The organism is Mycobacterium sp. 3519A, assembly GCF_900240945.1.
In the GTDB taxonomy this organism is placed as follows: Bacteria; Actinomycetota; Actinomycetes; order Mycobacteriales; family Mycobacteriaceae; genus Mycobacterium.
The window spans coordinates 161,409-181,479 of record NZ_OESG01000011.1 but is presented as its reverse complement, the minus strand read 5'-3'; the positions used below and the strand labels follow the sequence as shown (position 1 = coordinate 181,479).

Annotated in this window: 24 protein-coding genes and 1 pseudogene; 12 read left to right on the top strand and 13 right to left on the bottom strand. The window is 65.5% G+C overall.

What is annotated here, in order from left to right; translation table 11 throughout:
• The first annotated feature begins 80 nt into the window (after nucleotides 1–80).
• From C1A30_RS01075 to C1A30_RS01060, 4 genes are read left to right on the top strand one after another with little or no spacing between them, the layout of a single operon-like run.
• Complete coding sequence (locus C1A30_RS01075) at nucleotides 81–1,163, top strand: amidohydrolase family protein (protein WP_101946437.1); 1,083 nt, start codon at nucleotides 81–83, stop codon at nucleotides 1,161–1,163.
• Nucleotides 1,164–1,182: 19 nt separating this feature from the next.
• Nucleotides 1,183–2,325 carry an amidohydrolase family protein gene (locus tag C1A30_RS01070; protein WP_101946436.1) on the top strand — a complete coding sequence of 381 codons (1,143 nt, stop codon included), beginning with the start codon at nucleotides 1,183–1,185 and terminating at the stop codon, nucleotides 2,323–2,325.
• Between the two features lies 1 nt (nucleotide 2,326).
• Nucleotides 2,327–2,719: a Rieske (2Fe-2S) protein gene (locus C1A30_RS01065; RefSeq protein WP_101946435.1), complete on the top strand. Its 393-nt coding sequence runs from the start codon at nucleotides 2,327–2,329 to the stop codon at nucleotides 2,717–2,719.
• A complete protein-coding gene (locus C1A30_RS01060) occupies nucleotides 2,716–3,588 on the top strand; it encodes an alpha/beta fold hydrolase (RefSeq protein WP_101946434.1) in 873 nt (290 codons plus the stop codon). The genes C1A30_RS01065 and C1A30_RS01060 overlap by 4 nt, the downstream gene beginning before the upstream one ends.
• Here the strand turns inward: C1A30_RS01060 and C1A30_RS01055 are convergent.
• The gene (locus tag C1A30_RS01055) at nucleotides 3,585–4,058 is read right to left on the bottom strand and encodes a hypothetical protein (protein WP_101946613.1); all 474 of its coding nucleotides are present in this window, start codon (nucleotides 4,056–4,058) and stop codon (nucleotides 3,585–3,587) included. The genes C1A30_RS01060 and C1A30_RS01055 overlap by 4 nt on opposite strands.
• Before the next feature lie 33 nt (nucleotides 4,059–4,091).
• Here C1A30_RS01055 and C1A30_RS01050 point away from each other — a divergent pair, with 33 nt between their 5' ends.
• The 8 genes from C1A30_RS01050 to C1A30_RS01015 all read left to right on the top strand — a co-directional run bounded on the left by C1A30_RS01050 (nucleotide 4,092) and on the right by C1A30_RS01015 (nucleotide 11,275).
• A complete protein-coding gene (locus tag C1A30_RS01050) occupies nucleotides 4,092–5,351 on the top strand; it encodes an NADH-ubiquinone oxidoreductase-F iron-sulfur binding region domain-containing protein (protein ID WP_101946433.1) in 1,260 nt (419 codons plus the stop codon).
• On the top strand, nucleotides 5,344–5,649 hold the full coding sequence (locus C1A30_RS01045) for a ferredoxin (protein ID WP_101946432.1): 306 nt from the start codon (nucleotides 5,344–5,346) through the stop codon (nucleotides 5,647–5,649). The genes C1A30_RS01050 and C1A30_RS01045 overlap by 8 nt, the downstream gene beginning before the upstream one ends.
• Entirely contained in the window at nucleotides 5,646–7,289 is a 1,644-nt protein-coding gene (locus tag C1A30_RS01040) for an OB-fold domain-containing protein (RefSeq protein ID WP_101946431.1), read from the top strand. Before C1A30_RS01045 ends, C1A30_RS01040 begins: the two co-directional genes overlap by 4 nt.
• On the top strand, nucleotides 7,286–8,179 hold the full coding sequence (locus C1A30_RS01035) for an alpha/beta hydrolase (protein ID WP_101946430.1): 894 nt from the start codon (nucleotides 7,286–7,288) through the stop codon (nucleotides 8,177–8,179). Before C1A30_RS01040 ends, C1A30_RS01035 begins: the two co-directional genes overlap by 4 nt.
• Nucleotides 8,179–8,997 carry an NAD(P)-dependent oxidoreductase gene (locus C1A30_RS01030; protein WP_101946429.1) on the top strand — a complete coding sequence of 273 codons (819 nt, stop codon included), beginning with the start codon at nucleotides 8,179–8,181 and terminating at the stop codon, nucleotides 8,995–8,997. Before C1A30_RS01035 ends, C1A30_RS01030 begins: the two co-directional genes overlap by 1 nt.
• Nucleotides 8,994–9,812 (top strand): NAD(P)-dependent oxidoreductase, encoded by an 819-nt coding sequence (locus C1A30_RS01025; RefSeq protein ID WP_101946428.1) that lies wholly within the window; start codon nucleotides 8,994–8,996, stop codon nucleotides 9,810–9,812. Before C1A30_RS01030 ends, C1A30_RS01025 begins: the two co-directional genes overlap by 4 nt.
• Before the next feature lie 63 nt (nucleotides 9,813–9,875).
• Nucleotides 9,876–11,078 carry a cytochrome P450 gene (locus C1A30_RS01020; protein WP_101946427.1) on the top strand — a complete coding sequence of 401 codons (1,203 nt, stop codon included), beginning with the start codon at nucleotides 9,876–9,878 and terminating at the stop codon, nucleotides 11,076–11,078.
• A complete protein-coding gene (locus tag C1A30_RS01015) occupies nucleotides 11,075–11,275 on the top strand; it encodes a ferredoxin (RefSeq protein ID WP_101946426.1) in 201 nt (66 codons plus the stop codon). The genes C1A30_RS01020 and C1A30_RS01015 overlap by 4 nt, the downstream gene beginning before the upstream one ends.
• Before the next feature lie 89 nt (nucleotides 11,276–11,364).
• Here C1A30_RS01015 and C1A30_RS01010 read toward each other — a convergent pair whose 3' ends face one another.
• From C1A30_RS01010 to C1A30_RS00955, 12 genes and pseudogenes are all read right to left on the bottom strand, one after another.
• Nucleotides 11,365–11,649, bottom strand: a complete 285-nt coding sequence (locus tag C1A30_RS01010; RefSeq protein WP_101946425.1) for a DUF1330 domain-containing protein — start codon at nucleotides 11,647–11,649, stop codon at nucleotides 11,365–11,367.
• Between the two features lie 16 nt (nucleotides 11,650–11,665).
• Nucleotides 11,666–11,857, bottom strand: coding sequence for a ferredoxin (locus tag C1A30_RS01005; protein WP_101946424.1), 192 nt, complete (start codon nucleotides 11,855–11,857; stop codon nucleotides 11,666–11,668).
• Nucleotides 11,854–13,128: a cytochrome P450 gene (locus C1A30_RS01000; protein ID WP_101946423.1), complete on the bottom strand. Its 1,275-nt coding sequence runs from the start codon at nucleotides 13,126–13,128 to the stop codon at nucleotides 11,854–11,856. The genes C1A30_RS01005 and C1A30_RS01000 overlap by 4 nt, the downstream gene beginning before the upstream one ends.
• 95 nt (nucleotides 13,129–13,223) lie before the next feature.
• Nucleotides 13,224–14,069, bottom strand: coding sequence for a TauD/TfdA family dioxygenase (locus C1A30_RS00995; protein ID WP_101946422.1), 846 nt, complete (start codon nucleotides 14,067–14,069; stop codon nucleotides 13,224–13,226).
• Nucleotides 14,066–14,398, bottom strand: coding sequence for a hypothetical protein (locus C1A30_RS00990; protein WP_369974084.1), 333 nt, complete (start codon nucleotides 14,396–14,398; stop codon nucleotides 14,066–14,068). The genes C1A30_RS00995 and C1A30_RS00990 overlap by 4 nt, the downstream gene beginning before the upstream one ends.
• Before the next feature lie 2 nt (nucleotides 14,399–14,400).
• Nucleotides 14,401–15,660, bottom strand: a complete 1,260-nt coding sequence (locus C1A30_RS00985; protein ID WP_101946420.1) for an aromatic ring-hydroxylating dioxygenase subunit alpha — start codon at nucleotides 15,658–15,660, stop codon at nucleotides 14,401–14,403.
• 12 nt (nucleotides 15,661–15,672) lie between these two features.
• Nucleotides 15,673–16,416, bottom strand: a complete 744-nt coding sequence (locus C1A30_RS00980) for an SDR family NAD(P)-dependent oxidoreductase (protein ID WP_101946419.1) — start codon at nucleotides 16,414–16,416, stop codon at nucleotides 15,673–15,675.
• A 9-nt stretch (nucleotides 16,417–16,425) separates the two neighbouring features.
• Nucleotides 16,426–16,698 (bottom strand): annotated as a pseudogene (locus tag C1A30_RS00975) (2Fe-2S iron-sulfur cluster-binding protein); the annotation flags it as partial.
• A gap of 46 nt (nucleotides 16,699–16,744) precedes the next feature.
• The gene (locus C1A30_RS00970; RefSeq protein ID WP_101946418.1) at nucleotides 16,745–17,212 is read right to left on the bottom strand and encodes a MarR family winged helix-turn-helix transcriptional regulator; all 468 of its coding nucleotides are present in this window, start codon (nucleotides 17,210–17,212) and stop codon (nucleotides 16,745–16,747) included.
• Between the two features lie 18 nt (nucleotides 17,213–17,230).
• Nucleotides 17,231–18,466, bottom strand: a complete 1,236-nt coding sequence (locus tag C1A30_RS00965; RefSeq protein ID WP_101946417.1) for an amidohydrolase family protein — start codon at nucleotides 18,464–18,466, stop codon at nucleotides 17,231–17,233.
• Entirely contained in the window at nucleotides 18,463–18,792 is a 330-nt protein-coding gene (locus C1A30_RS00960) for a hypothetical protein (protein ID WP_101946416.1), read from the bottom strand. The genes C1A30_RS00965 and C1A30_RS00960 overlap by 4 nt, the downstream gene beginning before the upstream one ends.
• Nucleotides 18,789–20,054 carry an aromatic ring-hydroxylating dioxygenase subunit alpha gene (locus C1A30_RS00955; RefSeq protein WP_101946415.1) on the bottom strand — a complete coding sequence of 422 codons (1,266 nt, stop codon included), beginning with the start codon at nucleotides 20,052–20,054 and terminating at the stop codon, nucleotides 18,789–18,791. The genes C1A30_RS00960 and C1A30_RS00955 overlap by 4 nt, the downstream gene beginning before the upstream one ends.
• Nucleotides 20,055–20,071: the final 17 nt, after the last annotated feature.

Genomic DNA, 20,071 nt, shown 5'->3' with positions numbered 1-20,071 from the left:
ACTGGGACTATTCGGCGCGCCTCGCGCAGCGCTCGAACGCGCTCACGTCGCCCGGATGACATCGGAGGACAGCTTTGGCGATGCAGACACAGGACGGGGTCACCATCCCCGTCATCGATGCCAGCGTGCACATCTTCAGCAAGTCGAACAAAGACCTGCGCAGCTTCATGCGCGAACCGTTCAAGAGCCGCGGCTTCCCCGACTACGAGATGGACTGGTACGGCGCCCCCGGCGGCGAATACGCCCCGAACACCGACGGCGACCGCCGCTATCCCGGCTCGGATCCCGAGTTCGTCGGCGGACAGTTGTTCGGCGAACGCGGCGTCGACGTGGCCGTCCTGCACCCGATGACGCGGGGCATCATGCCCGACCGCCATCTCGGCACGGCCATCGCGGCCGCGCACAACGAAATGATGGTGTCGCGTTGGCTGGCGGACAACTCCTACGCCGATCGGTTCCGCGGCACCATCCGGGTCAACCCCGACGACGTCACCGGTGCGCTGCGCGAGATCGCCAAGTACGCCGATCACCCACGAGTGGTGCAGATCGGTGTCCCGCTGCAGTCACGCGAGTTGTACGGCAAACCGCAGTACTGGCCGCTGTGGGAGGCGGCCGCCGACGCCGGTCTGCCGGTTTCAGTGCACATCGAGGTCGGTGCAGGCGTGTCCTTCGCCCCGACGCCCTCGGGCGTGCCGAGGACGTACGAGAACTACGTCAGCTTCATGGCGCTGAACTTCCTGTATCACCTGATGAACCTGATCGTCGAAGGGGTATTCGAAAGGATGCCCACGTTGAAGTTCGTGTGGGCGGACGGGGCCGCCGACCTTCTGACGCCGTTCATCTGGCGGATGGACTGCTTCGGCAGGCCGCACCTCGAGCAGACGCCGTGGGCGCCGAAGATGCCGAGCGACTATCTGCCCGGCCACACCTACTTCGTGCAGGGCGCCATGGACGGCCCGGGTGACACCGAGTTCGCGGGCGAGTGGTTCGGCTTCACCGGCAAGGACGACATGGTGATGTACGGGTCGAGCTATCCGCATTGGCAGCTCAACGATTTGTCGGTGCCCTCGACCTTCACCGACGACCAACGCGACAAGTTGTGCTGGCGAAACGCCGCGGAACTCTACGGCATCGACGTCGGGGCCGGGGTCGGCGCACAGTGAGGAAGTTGAGGAGCCCACGATGACGGTCACAGTGACAGAGCGCAAGCCGGCGGCGGAGCGCGTCGCCGTCCGATGCGTCGACTCCGATGTGCATCCGGTACCCAAGAGCGGGGTGCTCGCGCAGTACATCCCGGAACCGTGGCGCAGCAAGTACTTCCTGCCGCGCCGGATCGGTGACCAGATCTATTACGACGCACCGGATTACGCGCACGCCTACGCGATGCGCACGGACACCTTCCCCGCCGACGGTGAGTTCGCGGGCAGTGACCCGGATCTGGCGTTCAAACAGCTGATCATGGAGGCAGGCGCCGACATCGCGATCCTGGAACCGGCCGCGTACCCGGCGCGCTTCCCCGAGGTCAATCACGCGATGAGCTGTGCGCTCAACGACTGGCAGGACAATCACTGGTTGGACAGCCACAACAACTGGCACGAACGGTGGCGCGGTTCGATCTGCGTCGCGATCGAGGCGCCCGAAGACTCCGCCCGCGAGATCGAGCGATGGGCCGGGCATCCCTACATGGGCCAGATCCTGATCAAGGCGGAGCCGCGGCCCGCGTGGGGCGATCCCAAATACAACCCGATCTGGGAAGCCGCCACCAAGCACGACATCACGGTGAGCTGTCACCTGTCGCGTAGCCATCACGAGGAGCTGCCGATCCCGCCGGTCGGATTCCCCAGCTACAACCACGATTTCATGGTGACGTACTCGCTGCTGGCCGCCAACCAGGTCATGAGCATGGTCTTCGACGGCCTCTTCGACCGCTTCCCGACGTTGCGAATCGTGTTGGTGGAGCACGCATTCACGTGGATCCTGCCGTTGATGTGGCGGATGGACGCCATCTACGAAGCGCGTAAGTCGTGGGTCGACATCAAACGCAAGCCGTCGGAGTACGTCAAGGACCACATCAAGTTCACCACCCAACCGCTGGACTACCCCGAGGACAAGACGGAGTTGACCCGCGCGTTCGAGTGGATGGAGTGCGAGAAGATCCTGCTGTTCTCGTCGGACTATCCGCACTGGACGTTCGACGACCCACGGTGGCTGGTCAAGCATCTGCCCGAGCATGCACGGGAAGCGGTGATGTTCCGCAACGGCATCGCGACCTACCATCTGCCCGAGACGGTGCCTGCCCTCGAGGGCCAGGTGCGGGTGTTCTGAATTGACCAACACGGAGAAGACGCCTCGGCTTGCCCAGGGGCGTGAACATGTCGTCGCCACGGTGGACGAGATCCCGCCCGGCACACACAAACTCGTCCCGATCGGGCGTCACGGCGTCGGAGTCTACAACGTCAACGGCACGTTCTACGCGATCGCGAACTACTGCCCGCACGAGGGAGGCCCGCTGTGCTCGGGCCGGGCCCGCGGCCGCACCATCGTGGACGACAGCGTGCCGGGCGATGCGGTGATGGTGCGCGACCTCGAATACATCTACTGCCCCTGGCACCAATGGGGCTTCGAGCTCGCGACCGGCACCACCGCGGTGAAACCGGAGTGGAGTATCCGCACCTACCCGGTGCGGGTGGTCGGCAACGAGGTACTGGTGCAGGCATGACAGAACAGCGCATCGAGATCAACGGCGGCAATGTCGTCTACGAAATCCTCGGCGAAGACGGCGATTTCATCGTGCTGACGCCCGGCGGGCGGTTCAGCAAGGACATCCCCGGGTTGCGGCCGCTTGCCGAGGCGCTGGTCGACGGCGGCTATCGCGTCCTGCTGTGGGACCGACCCAACTGCGGCAAATCCGACGTGCAGTTCTACGGGCAGTCCGAATCGCATATGCGGGCCGAGACGCTGCATGCATTGATCACGGGGCTCAGCATCGGGCCGTGCATCATCGCCGGCGGCTCGGGCGGCGCAAGGGATTCCATGCTGACGGTGATGCTGTACCCGGACATCGCCACGAAGCTCGTCGTGTGGAACATCGTCGGCGGCGTGTACGGCACCTTTGCGCTCGGCGCGCACTACATCACCCCCAACATCCGGCCTGTCCTCACCATGGGGATGGAAGGCCTTCTGCACCTGCGCGAGTGGAAGGAACGGATCGAGGAAAACCCTGCCAACAAAGAGCGGATTCTGTCGCAAGACCCCGACGAGTTCGTCAAGGTGATGATGCGCTGGCTGAACGCGTTCGTGTCCAAGCCCGGTCAGACGATTCCCGGCGTCGATGACGAGATGTTCGACAACATCAAGGTACCCACGCTGATCATCCGCGGCGGTGACGGCGATTGGGACCATCCGAAGCGGACGTCGTTGGAAGTCAGCTGTCTGATCAAGGGTTCCGAACTGATCGACCCGCCGTGGCCGGAGGACGCCTGGGAGCAGGCGGCCAAGGACAACGCGCTGGGAAAGGTCAAGCACTTCAACATGTTCGACACGTGGGTGCAGGCGGCGCCCGCGATCCTGAAGTTCCTGGACGGCTAGATGGTGCGGATCTGGACTTCACAGTTGAGCGACGCTTCGAGCGCAGTATGGACGCGGCTTTCCGGAACGCGCTCCATGTCTACCTTGCGCAGCGTCACGTGCACGATGTCCCAGCCGTCGTCGCCCGGCACGCGTTCGACGTCGCCGGTGAGCCCGAAGCCGGCCAGCACGCCGTGGGCGTCGTCGTCGGTGCCACGGCTGATGTACGTGAGCACTCCCGGCACCGGTGTGGTGCCGAACGCGTTGGCGCACAACTCGACAGCGCGCCGCTCGAGGTCGGCGGGATCGTCACCGGCGATCAGCAACTCCACTTCGCGGCGCTGCGGCGGCAGGTTCGCAAGATCGTTCTCCACCACCTCGAAACCCGCGGGCCCGGCCAGTTCGCGCAGCCGGGCCATGCCGTCGCGTAACTGCGCGGGAGCAAGCTCGCCGGCCGCGTCGACGCCGACGCGCACCACCGCGGTCCTCATGTCCATCAGCCTATCCGGCGGGAAGGACCCGTCATGACGTCCACCACCACCGATCTCGTCGTGGCCGCATGGTCGAACTGCGAACCGCGACTGCTGGCCTCGGCCGCCAGCGCATACCTACCGCTCGCCGACGCGGACGCGTTGCTGGAGCAGGTCGACCTTTCGGGTCTGCTGGGCCGTGGCGGTGCGGCCTTTCCGCTCGGCACCAAGCTGCGCACGGTGCGCGACGCCGGGCGCCGTGGCTCGGAAACGGTCGTGGTCGCCAACGGTGAAGAGGGCGAACCGGCTTCGGTGAAGGATCGCTGGCTGCTTCGCAACCGGCCGCACCTGGTGCTGGACGGCCTGCGGCTGGCCACCGCGATGGTCGGCGCCGGTCGCGCGTACGTGTACGTCTCCGATGTACAGTCGGCCGCCGCGGTGGCCTCAGCGCTGGCGGAGCTGAACCCCGATACGTTCGGCGGCACCGAAGTCAACGTGGTCACCGTCGACCCCACCTACGTGGCGGGCGAGGAGACGGCCGCCGTGCGACGGATCAATGGCGGACCGGCCAAGCCGACCGACAAGCCGCCGCGGCCGTTCGAGGAAGGAGTGCTGGGGCTGCCGACGATGGTCAGCAACGTCGAGACGCTGGCCAACATCCCCTTCATCCACGAGCACGGCGCACAGGAGTTTCGCGCCGTCGGTACGCCGATGTCACCCGGCACGTTTCTCGCCACCATCACCGGCGCAGGCCGGCCCCCGGCGTTGTACGAACTCCCGCATGGCACACCGTTTTCCGAGCTGTTGACGCGGCACGGCCTGGCGCCCGAGTCGGTGCGCGGCGCATTGATGGGCGGCTATTTCGCGGGTCTGCTCAACACCGACATCCTCGACGCCACACTCGACCACGAGACGATCCGCACGCTCGGCAGCGGTCTGGGCTGCGGCGCCATCTCGATCCTCACCGACGACTGCCCCGTCGCCGTGGCCGCCTCGGTGATGGCGTACTTCGACCGCGAGAACGCCGGCCAATGCGGATCGTGCTTCAACGGCACCGCGGCGATGTCCGCCGTCACGTCGGCGTTGCGCGACGGGGTGGCAACGAAAGAGGATCTGGCCCGTCTCGAGCGGTGGTCGGTGGTGTTACGCGGTCGCGGCGCATGCGGCACCCTGGACGGCGCCACCAATGTCGCGGCGAGCGTGCTGCGGCAGTTCCCTCAACTCGTCACACAGCATCTCGCGAACGACTGCGACACCTGCCGCACCGCGCCATTCGACGCCGTACGGCCATACGAAGTGGAGTCTCATGAGTGACGGCTTGCGGATTCGGCTCGACCGAACGCTCTGCGACGGCTTCGGCGTCTGCGCCCGCCACGCGCCGGACTATTTCTCGCTCGACGACTGGGGCTACGCATCGCTGATCGGCGACGGCACGGTGCCGGACAAGGACCGTGACGCGGTGATGCGTGCCCTGCTGGACTGCCCGGTGCACGCGATCATCTACATGGGCGAACACCGGCCGTCCGGGGACAGCGCGGCTGCACACGAAGCTCAGGAGTCCCCGGAGCCCGAACCCAAAGACAGCGAGGCCATTTCGGAGTTCGTCCGGTGACACGACCGCTTCCCGAACTGACGCTGCAGAACGAGTTCTTCTGGACCGCAGGCGGTGACGGCGTGCTGCGCATCCAGGAATGCCGCGACTGCGACGCGCTGATCCACCCGCCGCAACCTATCTGCCGGTACTGCCGCAGCCGCAACATGGGCGTCCGTGACGTATCCGGAAATGCGACGCTGTCGGCGTTCACGGTCAACCACCGGTTCGGCTTCCCCGACCTACCGCCCCCATATGTCGTCGCCCAGGTCGCCATCGTGGAGGATCCGCGAGTCCGGCTCACCACCAACATCATCGACTGCGATCCGGACGACCTCGAACTCGGCCAGCTGGTCGAAGTGGCCTTCGAGAAGATCGAGGATGTCTGGCTGCCGCTGTTCCGGCCCGCCACTGATACCGGGCCCGGACCGCAGGCGGTCGACGAGATCGCGCCGCAGGACTTCGGCAAGCACGTCTCGCCGATGCTCACCACGGACAAGTTCGAGGACGCGGCGGCGATCATCGGGATCGGCATGTCGAAGATCGGCAGGCGGCAGATGGTGCCGCCGCTGTCGCTGACCATCGATGCGTGTGAGCGAGCCGTCGCCGACGCCGGGCTGACGTTCGACGACATCGACGGGCTGTCAACATATCCCGGCCTCGACATCGCGGGTATGGGCGAGGGCGGGGTCAGCGCGCTGGAAGGCGCGCTCGGGTTGCGTCCGGTGTGGATCAACGGCGGCATGGACACGTTCGGCCCCGGCGGCTCGGTCATCGCGGCGGTGATGGCCGTCGCCACCGGCATGGCCCGCCACGTGTTGTGCTTCCGCACGCTGTGGGAGGCGACGTTCCAGCAGCTGATGAAGGAGGGCAGGACGTCGCCGCCCGGCGGCCCCCGCACCTCCAGTTGGCAGATGCCGTTCGGTGCGACGTCGGCGGCACATACGTTGGCGCTCAACGCCCAGCGACACTTCCACCGGTACGGCACCACCCGCGAGACCCTCGGCTGGATCGCACTGAACCAGCGGGCCAACGCGGCGCTGAACCCGACGGCGATCTACCGCGATCCGATGACCATGGACGACTACCTCGATGCCAGGCTGATCACCACCCCGTTCGGGTTGTACGACTGCGACGTCCCCTGCGACGGCGCAGTCGCGGTGGTGGTGTCCGCCGTCGACGCGGCCAAAGACCTGCCCAAGAGGCCGGTGCTGTTCGAGGCCGTCGGCACCCAGATTGTCGAGCGCACCGACTGGGACCAGACCACACTGACCCATGAGCCGCAGGTGCTAGGCCAGTCCGCACACCTGTGGACGCGAACCACGTTGCGGCCCAAGGATGTCGACGTCGCCGAGCTCTACGACGGCTTCACGTTCAACTGCCTGTCGTGGTTGGAGGCGCTCGGCTTCTGCGGCATCGGGGAGGCCAGGGACTTCCTCGACGGCGGGAAGGCCATCGCCCGCGACGGCGTGATACCGCTGAACACGCACGGCGGCCAACTCTCCCACGGCCGCACCCACGGCATGGGCCTGATCCACGAAGCCGTCAGCCAACTCCGCGGCGAGGCGGGCGAGCGTCAGGTGAAAGACGCGCGCGTCGCGGTGGTCAGCAGCGGCGGTCTCACGCCGAGCGGGGCGATCTTGTTACGGGCCGCCCAATGACTCCGAGGCGGAATGTCGCCGCCGGCGCGGCTCCGCGGCCTCGCGTCGTCCTGGTCGACGGCGTGCCGATGTCCGGACTGGTCGCGGCGGCCGAGGATCCGAAAGCCGTCGTCGTCGCATTTCACGGGGGCGCAAGCACCGCAGCCTATTTCGACTGTCCCGGCCATCCGGAGCTGTCGCTGCTGCGCGCAGGCGCCGAGCAGGGCTACACCATGGTGGCGCTGGACCGGCCCGGCTACGGAAGCTCGGCGCCGTATCCGGATGCGATCCAGCGGCCGGAGCAACGCGTGTCCCTGATATCCGGGGCGATCGACAAGCTGATCGGCGACAACGCCCGCGGGGCGGGGGTGTTCTTCGTCGGGCACTCCGCGGGTTGCGAACTGGCGGTGCGAATGGCAGTCGAGCACGCCGACATCATCGGTCTCGAACTGGCGGGCACCGGTGTGCAGTACCACCCGGAGACCGCCGAGATCCTCGAGACCGCCACGGCCACCCGCCGACCCACCGGGCTGCGCGACATCCTCTGGCAGCCGGCGGAGGTGTATCCCGGCGACGTGTTGTCCGGGATGACGAATTCCTCCGGTGGCGCGCTGTACGAGGTCGAGATGACCAGGAACTGGCCGCAGCAGGACTTCCCCACCCTGGCCGCGCAAGTACCGGTGCCGGTGCAGTTCACGGTCGCCGAACACGAGCGGGTGTGGCGTTCGGACGCCGAGACGCTCGCGCGGATCGGAACCATGTTCAGCGCCTCGCCACGGTTCCTCGTCAATGAGCAGCCAGGCACCGGACACAACGTGTCACTGTCCGTCATGGCGGCGGAGTACCACGCCAATGTGTTGTCGTTCATCGGCGAATGTGTAGTGGCACAACAGGAATTGGAGGCGGGTTGATGCGCGTCGGATTCATCGGACTGGGCAGCCAGGGCGGTCCCATGGCGCGGCGGATCGTCGAAGCCGGGTACGAGACGACGCTGTGGGCGCGCCGCGAGGCCAGCTTGGAACCGTATGCGGACACCGCAGCGAAGACGGCAGGATCCCCGGCCGAACTCGGCGCCGCGAGCGACCTGGTCTGCCTCTGCGTCGTCGGCGACGACGATGTCCGGCAGGTGCTGTACGGCGACACCGGCGTGCTCGCAGGCCTGGCGCCCGGCGGCGTCGTCGCGATCCACAGCACGGTGCACCCCGACACATGTCGGGAGATCGCCGAGAAGGCCGCGGCACAAGATGTTTCGGTGATCGATGCCCCCGTCAGCGGCGGCGCTCCCGCTGTCGAGGAAGGCAAGCTGCTCGTCATGGTCGGCGGAGACGACGAAGTCGTCGACCGGTGCAGGCCGGTGTTCGCCAGCTACGGCGACCCGATCGTGCACCTCGGCCCGCTCGGCAGCGGCCAGGTCACGAAGATCCTGAACAACCTGTTGTTCAGCGCCAATCTGGGCAGCGCGATCAGCACGCTCGAACTGGGTGACGCGCTGGGCATCTCCCGCGCCAAACTCTGCGAGGTGCTCAACGGCGGGTCGGCGGTCAGTAAGGCACTCGGCAGCATTGCGGTGTTCGGCGGAACGTTGGAGGGGCTGGCGCCGATCGCCGGTGGCCTGCTGCAGAAGGACGTCCGGCACGCCGCCAGCCTCGCGGCCAACGCATCGGCACCCGAGGGTGCGGTGTTCACGGCTGCCGATGCCGCGCTGAAGTCGATGGACCATCCGCGATGAGTGAGATCGGATTCGTCGGGGCGGGCCGGATGGGCGCACCCATGGTGCGCCGCCTCGTCGAGGCGGGCCACGAGGTGCGCGCGCTCGGCAGGTCCGTCGAGAAACGCAGGGCCGTCAGCGAACTCGGCGCGCAGCCGGTGACCGACCTGGCCGACGTCGCTACCGACGCCGACGTCGTCATCGTCTGTGTGTTCACCGACGAGCAGGTGCGGCAGGTCTGCCTGGACAGCGTGCTGCTGTCGGCGCTGCGACCCGGCGCCGCGCTGGTCGTCCACACCACCGGCAGCCCGCGCACGGCGGAGGCCATTGCGGCAGAGGCCCGGTCGCATGACGTCGCGGTCGTCGACGCCCCGGTCAGCGGTGGGCCACACGACATCGCCGCGGGCCACGTGACGCTGTTCGTCGGGGGCTCAGAGGACGCCGTCGAACGCGTCCGCCCGATCCTGGCCTGCTACGGCGATCCGATCCAACACGTCGGCCCCATCGGTGCGGGGCAGGCCGTCAAGCTGATCAACAACACGATGTTCGCCGCGCAGATCGGGCTGCTAAACGAGGGCGTGCGACTCGGTGAGCGACTCGGCGTCGACGAGAGGCGACTGCTGGAGGCGATCGGGCACGGCAGCGCCGCGAGCCGGGTGGCGGACATCGTGGGCGCACGCGGTTCTGTCGACGCATTCATCGGCATGGTCGGCGAGTTCGTGGGTAAGGACATCGCCGTCGTGCGCAAGACCGCGGCCGAACTGGGCAGCGAACTCGGGCTGCTCGATGAACTGATAAACGCCGGATTCGATGAATCCGGTGACCGAAACTGTTAGCGTTACAGTTATAGCGTCTCTCGTAACGCTTCCGGCAATCAGCCCGCCGCTCAGGAGGAGCCCATGACCAAGCCGAAATTGAAGTTCGACCCGGTCGCGCAGGAGTACTTCGAGAACCCGTACGAGATCTACAAGCGAATGCGGGACGAGGCGCCCATCTACTACGACGAGGACGAGGACTTCTACGCGCTGACGCGGCACGCGGACGTGTCGGCGGCGCTGAAGGACTACGAGTCGTTCTCGTCGTCGCGCGGTTGTGACCTCGGCATGGTGCGGACCGGTGAGGTGCCGCAGAAGTCGATCATCTTCATGGACCCGCCAGACCATCGGCACATGCGCAGCCTGCTGAACAAGGCGTTCACCCCGCGCGCCATCCAGTCGCAGCGCGACTCCATCGTCGAACTCGTCGAGCACTACCTGAGCAAGGTCGATCCCGACAACTTCGACGTGGTGCAGGACTTCTCCGGCCCGTTCCCCGTCGAGGTGATCACCAGGATGGCCGGCGTACCGGAGGACTTCCGGCAACAGGTCCGGCACTGGATCGACACCAGCCTGGAACGTCAACCCGGCCAGATCGAACTGTCCGAGAAGAACATGAAGGCCAACATCGACTCGGCGATGTACTACTACAGCCTGGTTCAGGAGCGGCGGCAGAACCCGCAGGACGACATGATCAGCCGTCTGATCGCCGCCGAGATCCCCGACGACGAAGGCAATCTGCGCAAACTCGACGACATCGAGATCACCGGATTCACCACGCTGTTGGGCGGCGCGGGTGCCGAGACCGTCACCAAACTGGTCGGCAGCGCGGTGGTCGAATTCGCCAGGCACCCGGAGCAGTGGCAGATGCTGCTCGACGACCGCAGCAAGGTGCCCGACGCCGTCGAGGAATTGCTGCGCTACGTCGGACCGGTGCAGTACAACGTCCGCTACACGCTGAAGGAAGCCCATGTGCCGAGCGGCACCGTGCCCGCTGGCAAGCCGGTGTTCCTGATGAAGGCCGCGGCCAACCGCGACCCGCGTGCGTTCGACAACGCCGAGACGTTCGACATCACCAGGGACAAGACGCAGGCGCAGAATCTCGGCCTCGGCTACGGCATCCACAGTTGCCTCGGCGCCGCGTTGGCCAGACTCGAGACGACGATCGCACTCGAACATCTACTCGACTTCATGCCGCGCTATGAAGTGGATTTCGATGGGCTGCAACGAGTCACGATGCAAAACGTCGCCGGATACCACAACGTGCCGGTGAAGGTGTTGAAGTGACCCGAAAAGTCGTCGTCGACTTCGGCCTCTGTGAAAGCAACGGGGTGTGTATGGGCATCATTCCGGAGGTGTTCGATCTCGACGACCAGGATTATCTGCACATCCTGCAGGAAGAAGTGACGCCGGAGAACGAGCAGCAGATCCGCGAGGCGGTCAGGCAGTGCCCGCGGCAGGCCATCTCGATATCTGACGAGTGATGCTGCACTGACCTTTCCCCGCGAGCAGACGCAAAGTGTCCCAAATCCTCGGCGTGTCGCGACACTTTGCGTCTGCTCGCGGGAGAAAGTTACAGGCCCGCGACGATGACGCCGTTGCAGTCGGCTGCCGCCTGACGCAGCTTGGCCGCCTCCTGATAGGCGTCGGAGTAGTACCATTCGCGGGCGGCCTCAACGGATTCGAACTCCAGCACGACGGTCTGCGTGCCGTGCCACTGCCCCTCCAGCACCTCGGGCTTCGAATCGAACGACAGCAGTGTCGAGCCTGCCATCGCCTTGCCCGCCAACTTGGCATACTCCGTCATGCCGGCCGGATCCTTGACGTCCTCGGTGATGATGATGTAACCCTTGGGCACGCAAACTCCTTGTTGTTCAGTCGATTTCGCTGATGGCTTGTTCGGGGCAGTTGGCTATCGCGTCCTTCGCCCCGCCCTCCAGACCTTCGGGCACGTCGGACGGATCAGCGACGGCGTAACCGTCGTCGTGCATGTGGAACACCTCCGGGCACAGCGTCAAGCACATGCCGTGGCCTCGGCAGCGGTCTTCGTCAACGGTGACTTTCATGACAGATCGAACTCCAGATGCAACTCGGTGAGTCCACGCAGGATGTACGTCGGAATGTATTGGTAGCGGCGGTCAGACGCCGGACCGTGATGCTTCTCGCTGATCCGGATGTCGCTGGTGCGATCCAGCAGGCGCTCGAGGGCGACGCGCGTTTCGGCCCGCGCCAGCGGGGCGCCGGGGCAGCTGTGGATGCCGCGGCCGAAAGCCAGGTGCTGGCGGGCGTTCTTGCGTTCGGCGTCGAAGGTGTCCGGATCGTCAAAGCGCCGCGGGTCGCGGTTGGCCGCCCCGTTGATCACCATCACCGTGCACCCGGCCGCGATCGCTTGATCCCCGACAGTCGTTGGGACGCGCGACAACCGGAAGTCACCCTTGACCGGGCTCTCGATGCGCAGACACTCCTCGATGAAGTTCGGTAGCAGACTGCGATCCTCGCGCAGTCTGGCTTGTATGTCCGGCCGGTCACCGATGACCTTCAACGCCGTGCCGAGCAGCCGCACGGTGGTCTCCTGCCCGGCAGAGAACACGTTCGTGGCCACCCGCACCACGTCGCCCACCTCGGGCACCGACCCGTCGGGGAACGCCGCCGTCGCCAGACCGGTCAACACATCGTCGCGCGGCTCGCGTCGACGGTCTTCCACATACGTCGCGAAGATCTCGTAGAGGTATTCCAGCGGGGTCTTGTTCAGCGACTTCTCGGCGTTGCCGAGGCCGCCGCCATGCGTGCCGCGGGCCAGCCGGTCGAGCAGTTCCGGGCGGTCCTCCTCGGGCACCCCCAGCAGGTCGGCGATCACGCGCAGCGTGAACGGACCCGCGAAGCCGTTGATGAATTCGCCTTCGCCGGGCGCCAGGAAGTCGTCGAGCATGTCGTCGGCGATCTGCCACATCGCGTCCTCGTTCTCCTTGAGGCGCTTGGGCGTGATCAACCGCATCAACAATGCGCGGTGGTTCGTGTGCGTCGGCGGGTCGAGCGTCGGCAGCTGATCGCTGAACGGAATCTCGTCGCGGTGCTGCTCGATCAGCTCGGTGACGTCGTCGCCTTCCAGCGGTACCGGGAACCCTGGGAACGGCCCGGTCACCGAGATGCACGAGGAAAACGTCTTCTCGTCGTTGTAGACGTCGACGGCTTCCTGCCAGCCCGTCACCATGGTCACGCCGTAGTGGTCCTCGCGGCTGACCGGGCACTTATCGCGAAGTGCCTGGTAGAACGGGTACGGGTCATCGGTCAGACGACCGTCCCGGAAGAAGTCGACCGAGGTCAGGTCTTCCGCCATGCTTGCTCCGTTTCGACGATCTCGGCATACGAGAATGCGATTCTCATATGCGGGTATTAGATTTCCACAGCGGCTCGCCCTCGTCAACGAGGGCCTCACTGAATCGGCTCGTCCCCCAGCACCGTGGTCCGCAGCATCTCGCGGTCGGAGTCCCGGGCGTAGGGCGCCGCCCGGTGCAGCACCCCGCGGTTGTCCCAGATGACGGTGTCGCCGACGGACCACGTGTGGCGGTACACCTTGTCCGAGGTGGTCGCGCGGGCGAGCAACTCCGCCAGCAGCGCCCTGCCCTCGTCGCGGTCCACGCCCGCGATGTAATCGGCCGACGCGCCAAGCACCAACGACCGACGACCGCTGCGGTGTGTCCACACCAGCGGGTGCTCATGGGTGGGTCTGGCCCGCCACCGCGCCAGTTGCTCGGCCGTCGGATCGGGGTTGACCCGGCGCTGCGACGCTTCCAGTGAGTGCACGACGCGCAGCGTGGCCAGGTGCGCTTTCTCCGCATCGGTCAGTTCGTCGTACGCACCGTAGGTGCTGGCGAATTCGGTCTCGCCGCCACGCTCTGCGACCCGGAACGCGGACAGCACGGTCGCTTTCTGCGGAACCTCGTCGTTCACCGGTGTGCAGCCGTCAATGTGCCAGTCGAACGTGGCCCGTAGATACGCCGCCGACGCGTTCTTCGACGTGTCCAGCGTGACGGGATAGATGCCCGGCACCGGATGATGCCCGTCGGACGAGTGGTCGATCTCCCCCAGCCGGCGGCAAAACGCCACCTGCGCTTCGGGATTCAGCCCGAGCCGCGGAAACACCAGCACGCCGTTATCCTCGAGCGCATCGAGCACCGCATCGCCGAGCAGGTCGTCGCTTGCCAACCGATCGGCGTCGACGCCGACGACCTCGGCGCCGATCGAGTCGGTGAGCTTGTTGATCGTCAGCAGGGTCACGGCACCGGCGCTCCGATGCGGTCGATGACAGCGTCCGCGGAGTCGGTCGGCTTCTGTGTGCCGAAGACCTCGATGGCCATCGACACCATGATCATCGAGTAGACGAGGTGCAGCAGGTTCAGTACATCTTCGGGTAGGTCATCGAGCGGGAACTTGTCGCAGTAGTCGATGGCTTCCTCGAATCGTGGGGTGAACGTGTCGTAGAACTCGCGCAGTTCGGGCATGGGCGTGGACAGTCTGGCCTGCCACCGCTCGGGTTCGGTTGGCAGACACCACTTGTCGGCGAACCGTTCGAGTTCGGCGAAGGCGCTGGGCAGGAGTTTGGACACGGTCACACCTCCACCGGGCGGCGCTCACGCTGGTACTGCTCGACCCAGTCCACCGCCACCTTGTGCAGATGACGCACCAGGATCTCCTGATCGTTGAGCGGAAAATCGTCGACGACCTCGTACTCCAGCGCCGCCTGCGTGCCACCGAGCATGCCGGCGTCCTGAAGCGCGAACTCCTTGAGCACGACGGAGGCGACCTCGTGTTCGATGCGCTCGCGCACCGTCCGGGCGGGGTGAAACGCGTTGTACGCCTCGAATTTATGGGTGTTGTGCGACGTCGGCCAGTACCGGTACAGCAGGTACCACCCGTGGTAGATCAGGATCTCGAGGTTCGGGAAGATCTGGAAGTTCGTGATGCCCCACGGCTCGATGCCGCCGGGGTTCAGGCCCGCCGACTGGTGCGTCTCCGGTGTCCGCCATGGCCCGACCAGCCCGCTGCGGGTGGCCCGTTCGACCGGATACATGTACTCGGGGTCGAGTAGCCACCTGCGAGTGCCTGCCGTGGACACCAACCGGTGCGGCCCGTCGATCTGGAAATGACCGCACTCGAACGTCGCGTTGGGTTGCCGCACAGACGAGGGCACCTGCTGGCTGTGCAGCGACGGCACGTGGTAGTACTCCTGGAACGCGTCAGCGAATATCTTCCAGTTGCTGTTGTTGTGCGCGACGAAATCGTAACGCTCGGTCATCAATTCGAACGGATAGTCGTCCAGCGCGGTGATCATCGGCCCGAGGAACTCGCGCAGAGTCTGCCTCGGTTCGGGGTCGAGGTTGATGAAGATGAAGCCGTTCCACACGTCACAGCGCACCGACCGCAGGCCGTACTGCGTGGGGTCGAGGTCGAAGAACTCGCCAGGCTGCTGCACGAACGTCAACGCGCCTTCGAGGTCGTAGCGCCATCCGTGGTACTTACACGTGAATTGGCGGCAGGTTCCGCTGACTTCCTCGTTCGGAAAGTCGTTCCACACCAGCTTGTTGCCGCGGTGACGGCAGACGTTGTAGAACGCCCGAATCGCATGGTCTTTTCCCTTGACGACGACGACTGACGTCTTTGCCGCGGCGATCTCCTTGGTGAAATAGCTGCCGACGCACGGAAGCTCCTCTACCCGACCGACATTGAGCCATGCACGTTTGAAGATCGCTTCCCGTTCGAGTTCATAGAACTCCGGTGAGATCGAGTCCCGAAACGAAACCGGGCCCGTCCCGAGTTCCGGGTAGTGTTCGGTCCAGCTACCCTCGGCCGGCTTGGGCCATCGCGCCATCCTGTCCTCCTCTCACAGCACCGCCCCGCCGTTGACACCCAGCACCTGACCGGTGATGAAGCCGGCCTGCTCCGAACACAGAAATCCGACCGCGGCGGCGATGTCGTCGCCGGTACCCAGATGGCCCACGGGGACGCTGGCGGCCATCTGCTCGTTGGACGGCAGGTGCCCGGCGGCCTGCGACTGATGCTGCATCGGCGTCTCGATGGCCGACGGTGGAATGTTGTTCACCGTGATGCCCAGTGAACCGTACTCGCGGGCAAGCGATTTCGTCAGCGACAGCAATGCACCCTTGGAGGCAGCGTAGTGCGCCATCCTTGGGGAGCCACGCTGGGCGCTCGACGACGAGATCATCACGATGCGACCCCACCCCGCCTCCACCATGTCGCCGATCGCAACCTGACAGCAGTGGAAGGTGCCGGTCAGGTTCACCGCGATCAACCGGTCCCACGCCTCGGGTGTGATCTCGGTGAACGGCGCGAAATCGACCAGGCCCGCGCTGGTGACCAGGACATGCACCGGCCCGAGTTCGCTGCGCACTTTCGCGAAGGCTTCCTCGACGGCGGTGCGATCGCTGACGTCGGCCGCCACAGCCAGAGCGGTCACGCCTTCGGCGCGAAGTTCTTCGCAGACACGTTGTGCGGCTTGCCCATCGATGTCCATCACCGCGACTTTGTGCCCGCGCCTGCCCAACTCGTGGCACGTCGCCTCCCCCATGCCCGACGCACCGCCGGTCACCACTGCGACGCGACTCATGCCTGCCTCCTATTCGTAGACCACTCGAACAGTGCGGCTGGTCGGCAGCGCCTGGCAGGTCAGCACCCAGCCTTCGGCCACCTCGTCGTCTTCGAGCGCGTCGTTGTTCACGATCCGGGCGTCACCTTCGACGATGCGCGCCATACACGTTCCGCACGAACCGGTTTCGCACGAGTACGGCGCCTGCAATCCGGCGATACGCGCGGTCTGCAGCAACGTGTCGCCTGCCCGGTAGGCAGCCGTCGTCGTGCCCCGGTTCAACTCGATGACGACCTTCTCGGTGTCCTCGCTCATCGACAGCAACATTATCAAGTACTTGTCATTTATATCAACTACTTGCTACGTCGGGGCCGATGTGGTCGGTGTGCAGGGGGTGTCCGGTGCCCTGCTCGATGACGCGACCGAGCAGCTCACGCAGCGTTTCCTGTTCTGCTGCGGTGAGCACGCCGAACACCTTGTCGTTGGCGGCGATCGCATCGCTGACCACCGCCTCGGCGACCTTGCGCCCGTGATCGGTCAGGAACGCCTGCAGGATCCGGCCGTGTTGCGGATCCTGTTTACGCTCGACCAAACCGCGACGCTCCAATTCCTTGAGCGCCAGTTGCACGCCCTGCGGGCTGATCAGCAGCCGACGAGCCAGATCTGCTCCGGACAGGCCGGGTTCGGTGGCCAGTTGGCGCAGCATGCCGATCTGCGCGGTGCTCACACCGTGCTCGCTGACCGCCTCGTTCACGGTCGTCAGCGAGAAGTACCAAGCCTGCTTGAGCAGCCAGAGAATGTTGTCGCGTTGTTCCACGCTCGCCTCCTGTCGACGTCAGCGCTTGTAGATCTGACCGTTCTTCATCACGAACCGCACGTCGAGTGTGGTCGCGATGTCGCGGGACGGATCGCCGGCCACCGCGATGATGTCGGCGAGGTACCCCGGTGCGAGACGGCCCAATTCGTGCTCCACCTCGATGAGTTCCGCGCTGGTGACCGTTGCCGCCCGGATCGCTTCCATCGGCGTCATGCCCCGATCCACCAGGGCGCACAGTTCCTTGGCGTTCTGCCCGTGCGGAATCGCCGGGGCGTCGGTTCCGCAGGCGATCCGCACGCCCGCCGCGATCGCCTTCGGCAGCATCGACTGGGCGCGCGGGAACACCTCTTCGGCCTTCTTGCGCAGTTCGGGTGCGATGCGGTCGACGGCCATCGCTTCGGTGAGATAGGTGGTGGACACCAGGAACGTGCCATGGTCGACCATCATCTGGATGGTCTCGTCGGATGCCAGGAAGCCGTGCTCGATGCAGTCGATGCCGGCCCGGATGCAGGCGCGAATCGCACTGTCGCCCACGGCATGTGCGGCCACCCGAACACCGGCGCGGTGCGCCTCGTCGGCGATCGCGGCGAACTCGTCGTCGGAGTACTGCTGGGCACCGGGAGCGGTGCTGTGTGACATCACCCCGCCCGACGCGGACACCTTGATCAGTTTGGCGCCGTGCCGGATCTGGTATCGCACGCACGCGCGGACGTCGTCGACGCCGTTGGCGATGCCCTCGGCCACCGAGAGCGGCATGATGCCCGGCGCCAACCGTGGGAAGACGGTGGGGTCGAGGTGCCCGCCGTAGGGTGTGACGGCGTGTCCGGCCGGATGGATGCGCGGCCCGACGTGCCAGCCCTGGTCGATGGCGCGTTGCAGCGCGACGTCGAGCAGATAGCCGCCGGTCTTCACCATCAACCCGAGATTGCGCACGGTCGTGAAACCGGCTTCGAGCGTGGTTCGCGCGTTCACCGCGCCGCGCAGCGTCCGGTACGCGGGGTCGTCCTGGACGCCGTGCATTGGATTGGGCAGTCCTTCCGGGCCACCCGGTCCCCCGATCAGCAGGTTGAGTTCCATGTCCATCAGCCCGGGCAACAGGGTGACGTCGCCGAGGTCGATGTCGGTCGAATCCGCAGGCAGCTCAGCGGGATTGACCGCTTGAATGCGATCGCCGTCGACCACCACCACGGCGGGCGAGTGCACCTCGCCGGCGTCGACGTCGGCCCACCGCGCCGCGTGCAGGACGGTGGTCACGGGACCGGTTCAGACAGGCAGTCCATGGCCGCAGCACCGGAATCCGGTACGCGTGGTTGCTTCCAGCATTCGACGGGGAACGACACCATGATCATCGAATACAGCAGGTGCATCAGGTTGAGGACGTCGTCGGGCATGTCGTCGAGCGGAAACTTGTCGCAGTATGAGATCGCCTCCTCGGCGCGCGGCGTGATTGCGTCGTAGAACGCCTGCATCTCGGCCATCGAACTGGCCATCCGCTTGGCGTAACGCTCGGATTCGGTTGCCAGGCACCAGTCGGAATATGGCTCCAGATCGGCGAATTCAGCGGGCAGCATGGCGGTCATACCGTCACCGTCCTGCGCTGGTAATCGTCCACCCACGCGGCGGTCTCCTTGTGCAGATGGCGGATCAACACCTCTTGGTCGCACAGCAGGAACTTGTCGACGACGCCAGACTCCACCATCGTCTGGGTGGCCTCCAGCGTGTTCGCGTCCTGAAGGCTGTACTCCTTGAACGACACTGCCGCCAGTTCCTGCGCGATGCGCTCCCGCGGAGTGCGCGGCTGCGGGAAATACGCGGTGCCCTCGAAGATGTGCGAGTTGTAGGACGTCGGCCAGTAGTGGTAGGACAGGTACCAGCCCTGCCCCCAGATCAGGATCACGAAGTTCGGGAACAGCTGAAACGAATCAAGGCCCCAGGGATCGCATTTCGCCGGATTGAGGCCGTCCGGCATCGCCCCAAGGTCCGGCTTGTCCCATGGCCCGAACAGCCCGCTCTGGCAGATATCCTCGATCGGCTTGCGCATCTCCGAGTCCATCTCCCACGCGCGAACTCCGGATGTGCTGACCAACCGGTGCGGTCCGTCGATGCGGTAGTGCGGCGCTTCGAATCCGGCCTCGGCGGCGGCCTTCGAGTATTTGGCCGGTGACTGGTTCGCATGCAGCACGGGTGCGTGGTAGAACTCCTGGAACGCGTCCATGTAGAGCTTCCAGTTGGCCTTCACGTCGGAGCGGTAGTAGAACCGTGACGTCATCTGATCGAACGGGTAGCCCTCCAGACCGGTGATCATCGGGCCGAGAAAGTCCCGCAGGGTCTGCTCGGGTTCGTCCGCGAAGTTCACGAAGATGAAGCCTTCCCAGACGTCGCAGTGCACCCCGACGAGTCCGTATCGGCTCTTGTCGAGATCGAAGAACTCCTCCTCCTGCTGGACGAAGGTCAGGTTGCCGTCGAGGTCGTAGCGCCAGGCGTGGTACTTGCAGGTGAACTGCCTGCAGACGCCGCTGGTCTCCTCGAGGGGCATGTCGTTCCACACCAGCTTGTTGCCGCGGTGCCTGCAGATGTTGTGATACGCCTTGATCTCGCCTGCGGTCGTGCGCACCACGATGATCGACGTGTTGACGACCTTCAGTTCCTTGGTGAAATAGCTGCCCTTGCGTGGAAGCTGTTCGGTCCGACCGACATTCAGCCATGCGCGTTTGAAGACCGCCTTGCGCTCGAGTTCGTAGAAATGCGGACTGATCGAATCCTCGTAGGACACCGGTTCTGTTCCCAGATCCGGGTAGTGCTGGGTCCAGCTACCTTCGGGCGGTTTCGGGAAACGAGCCATAGCGCCGACGGTATATG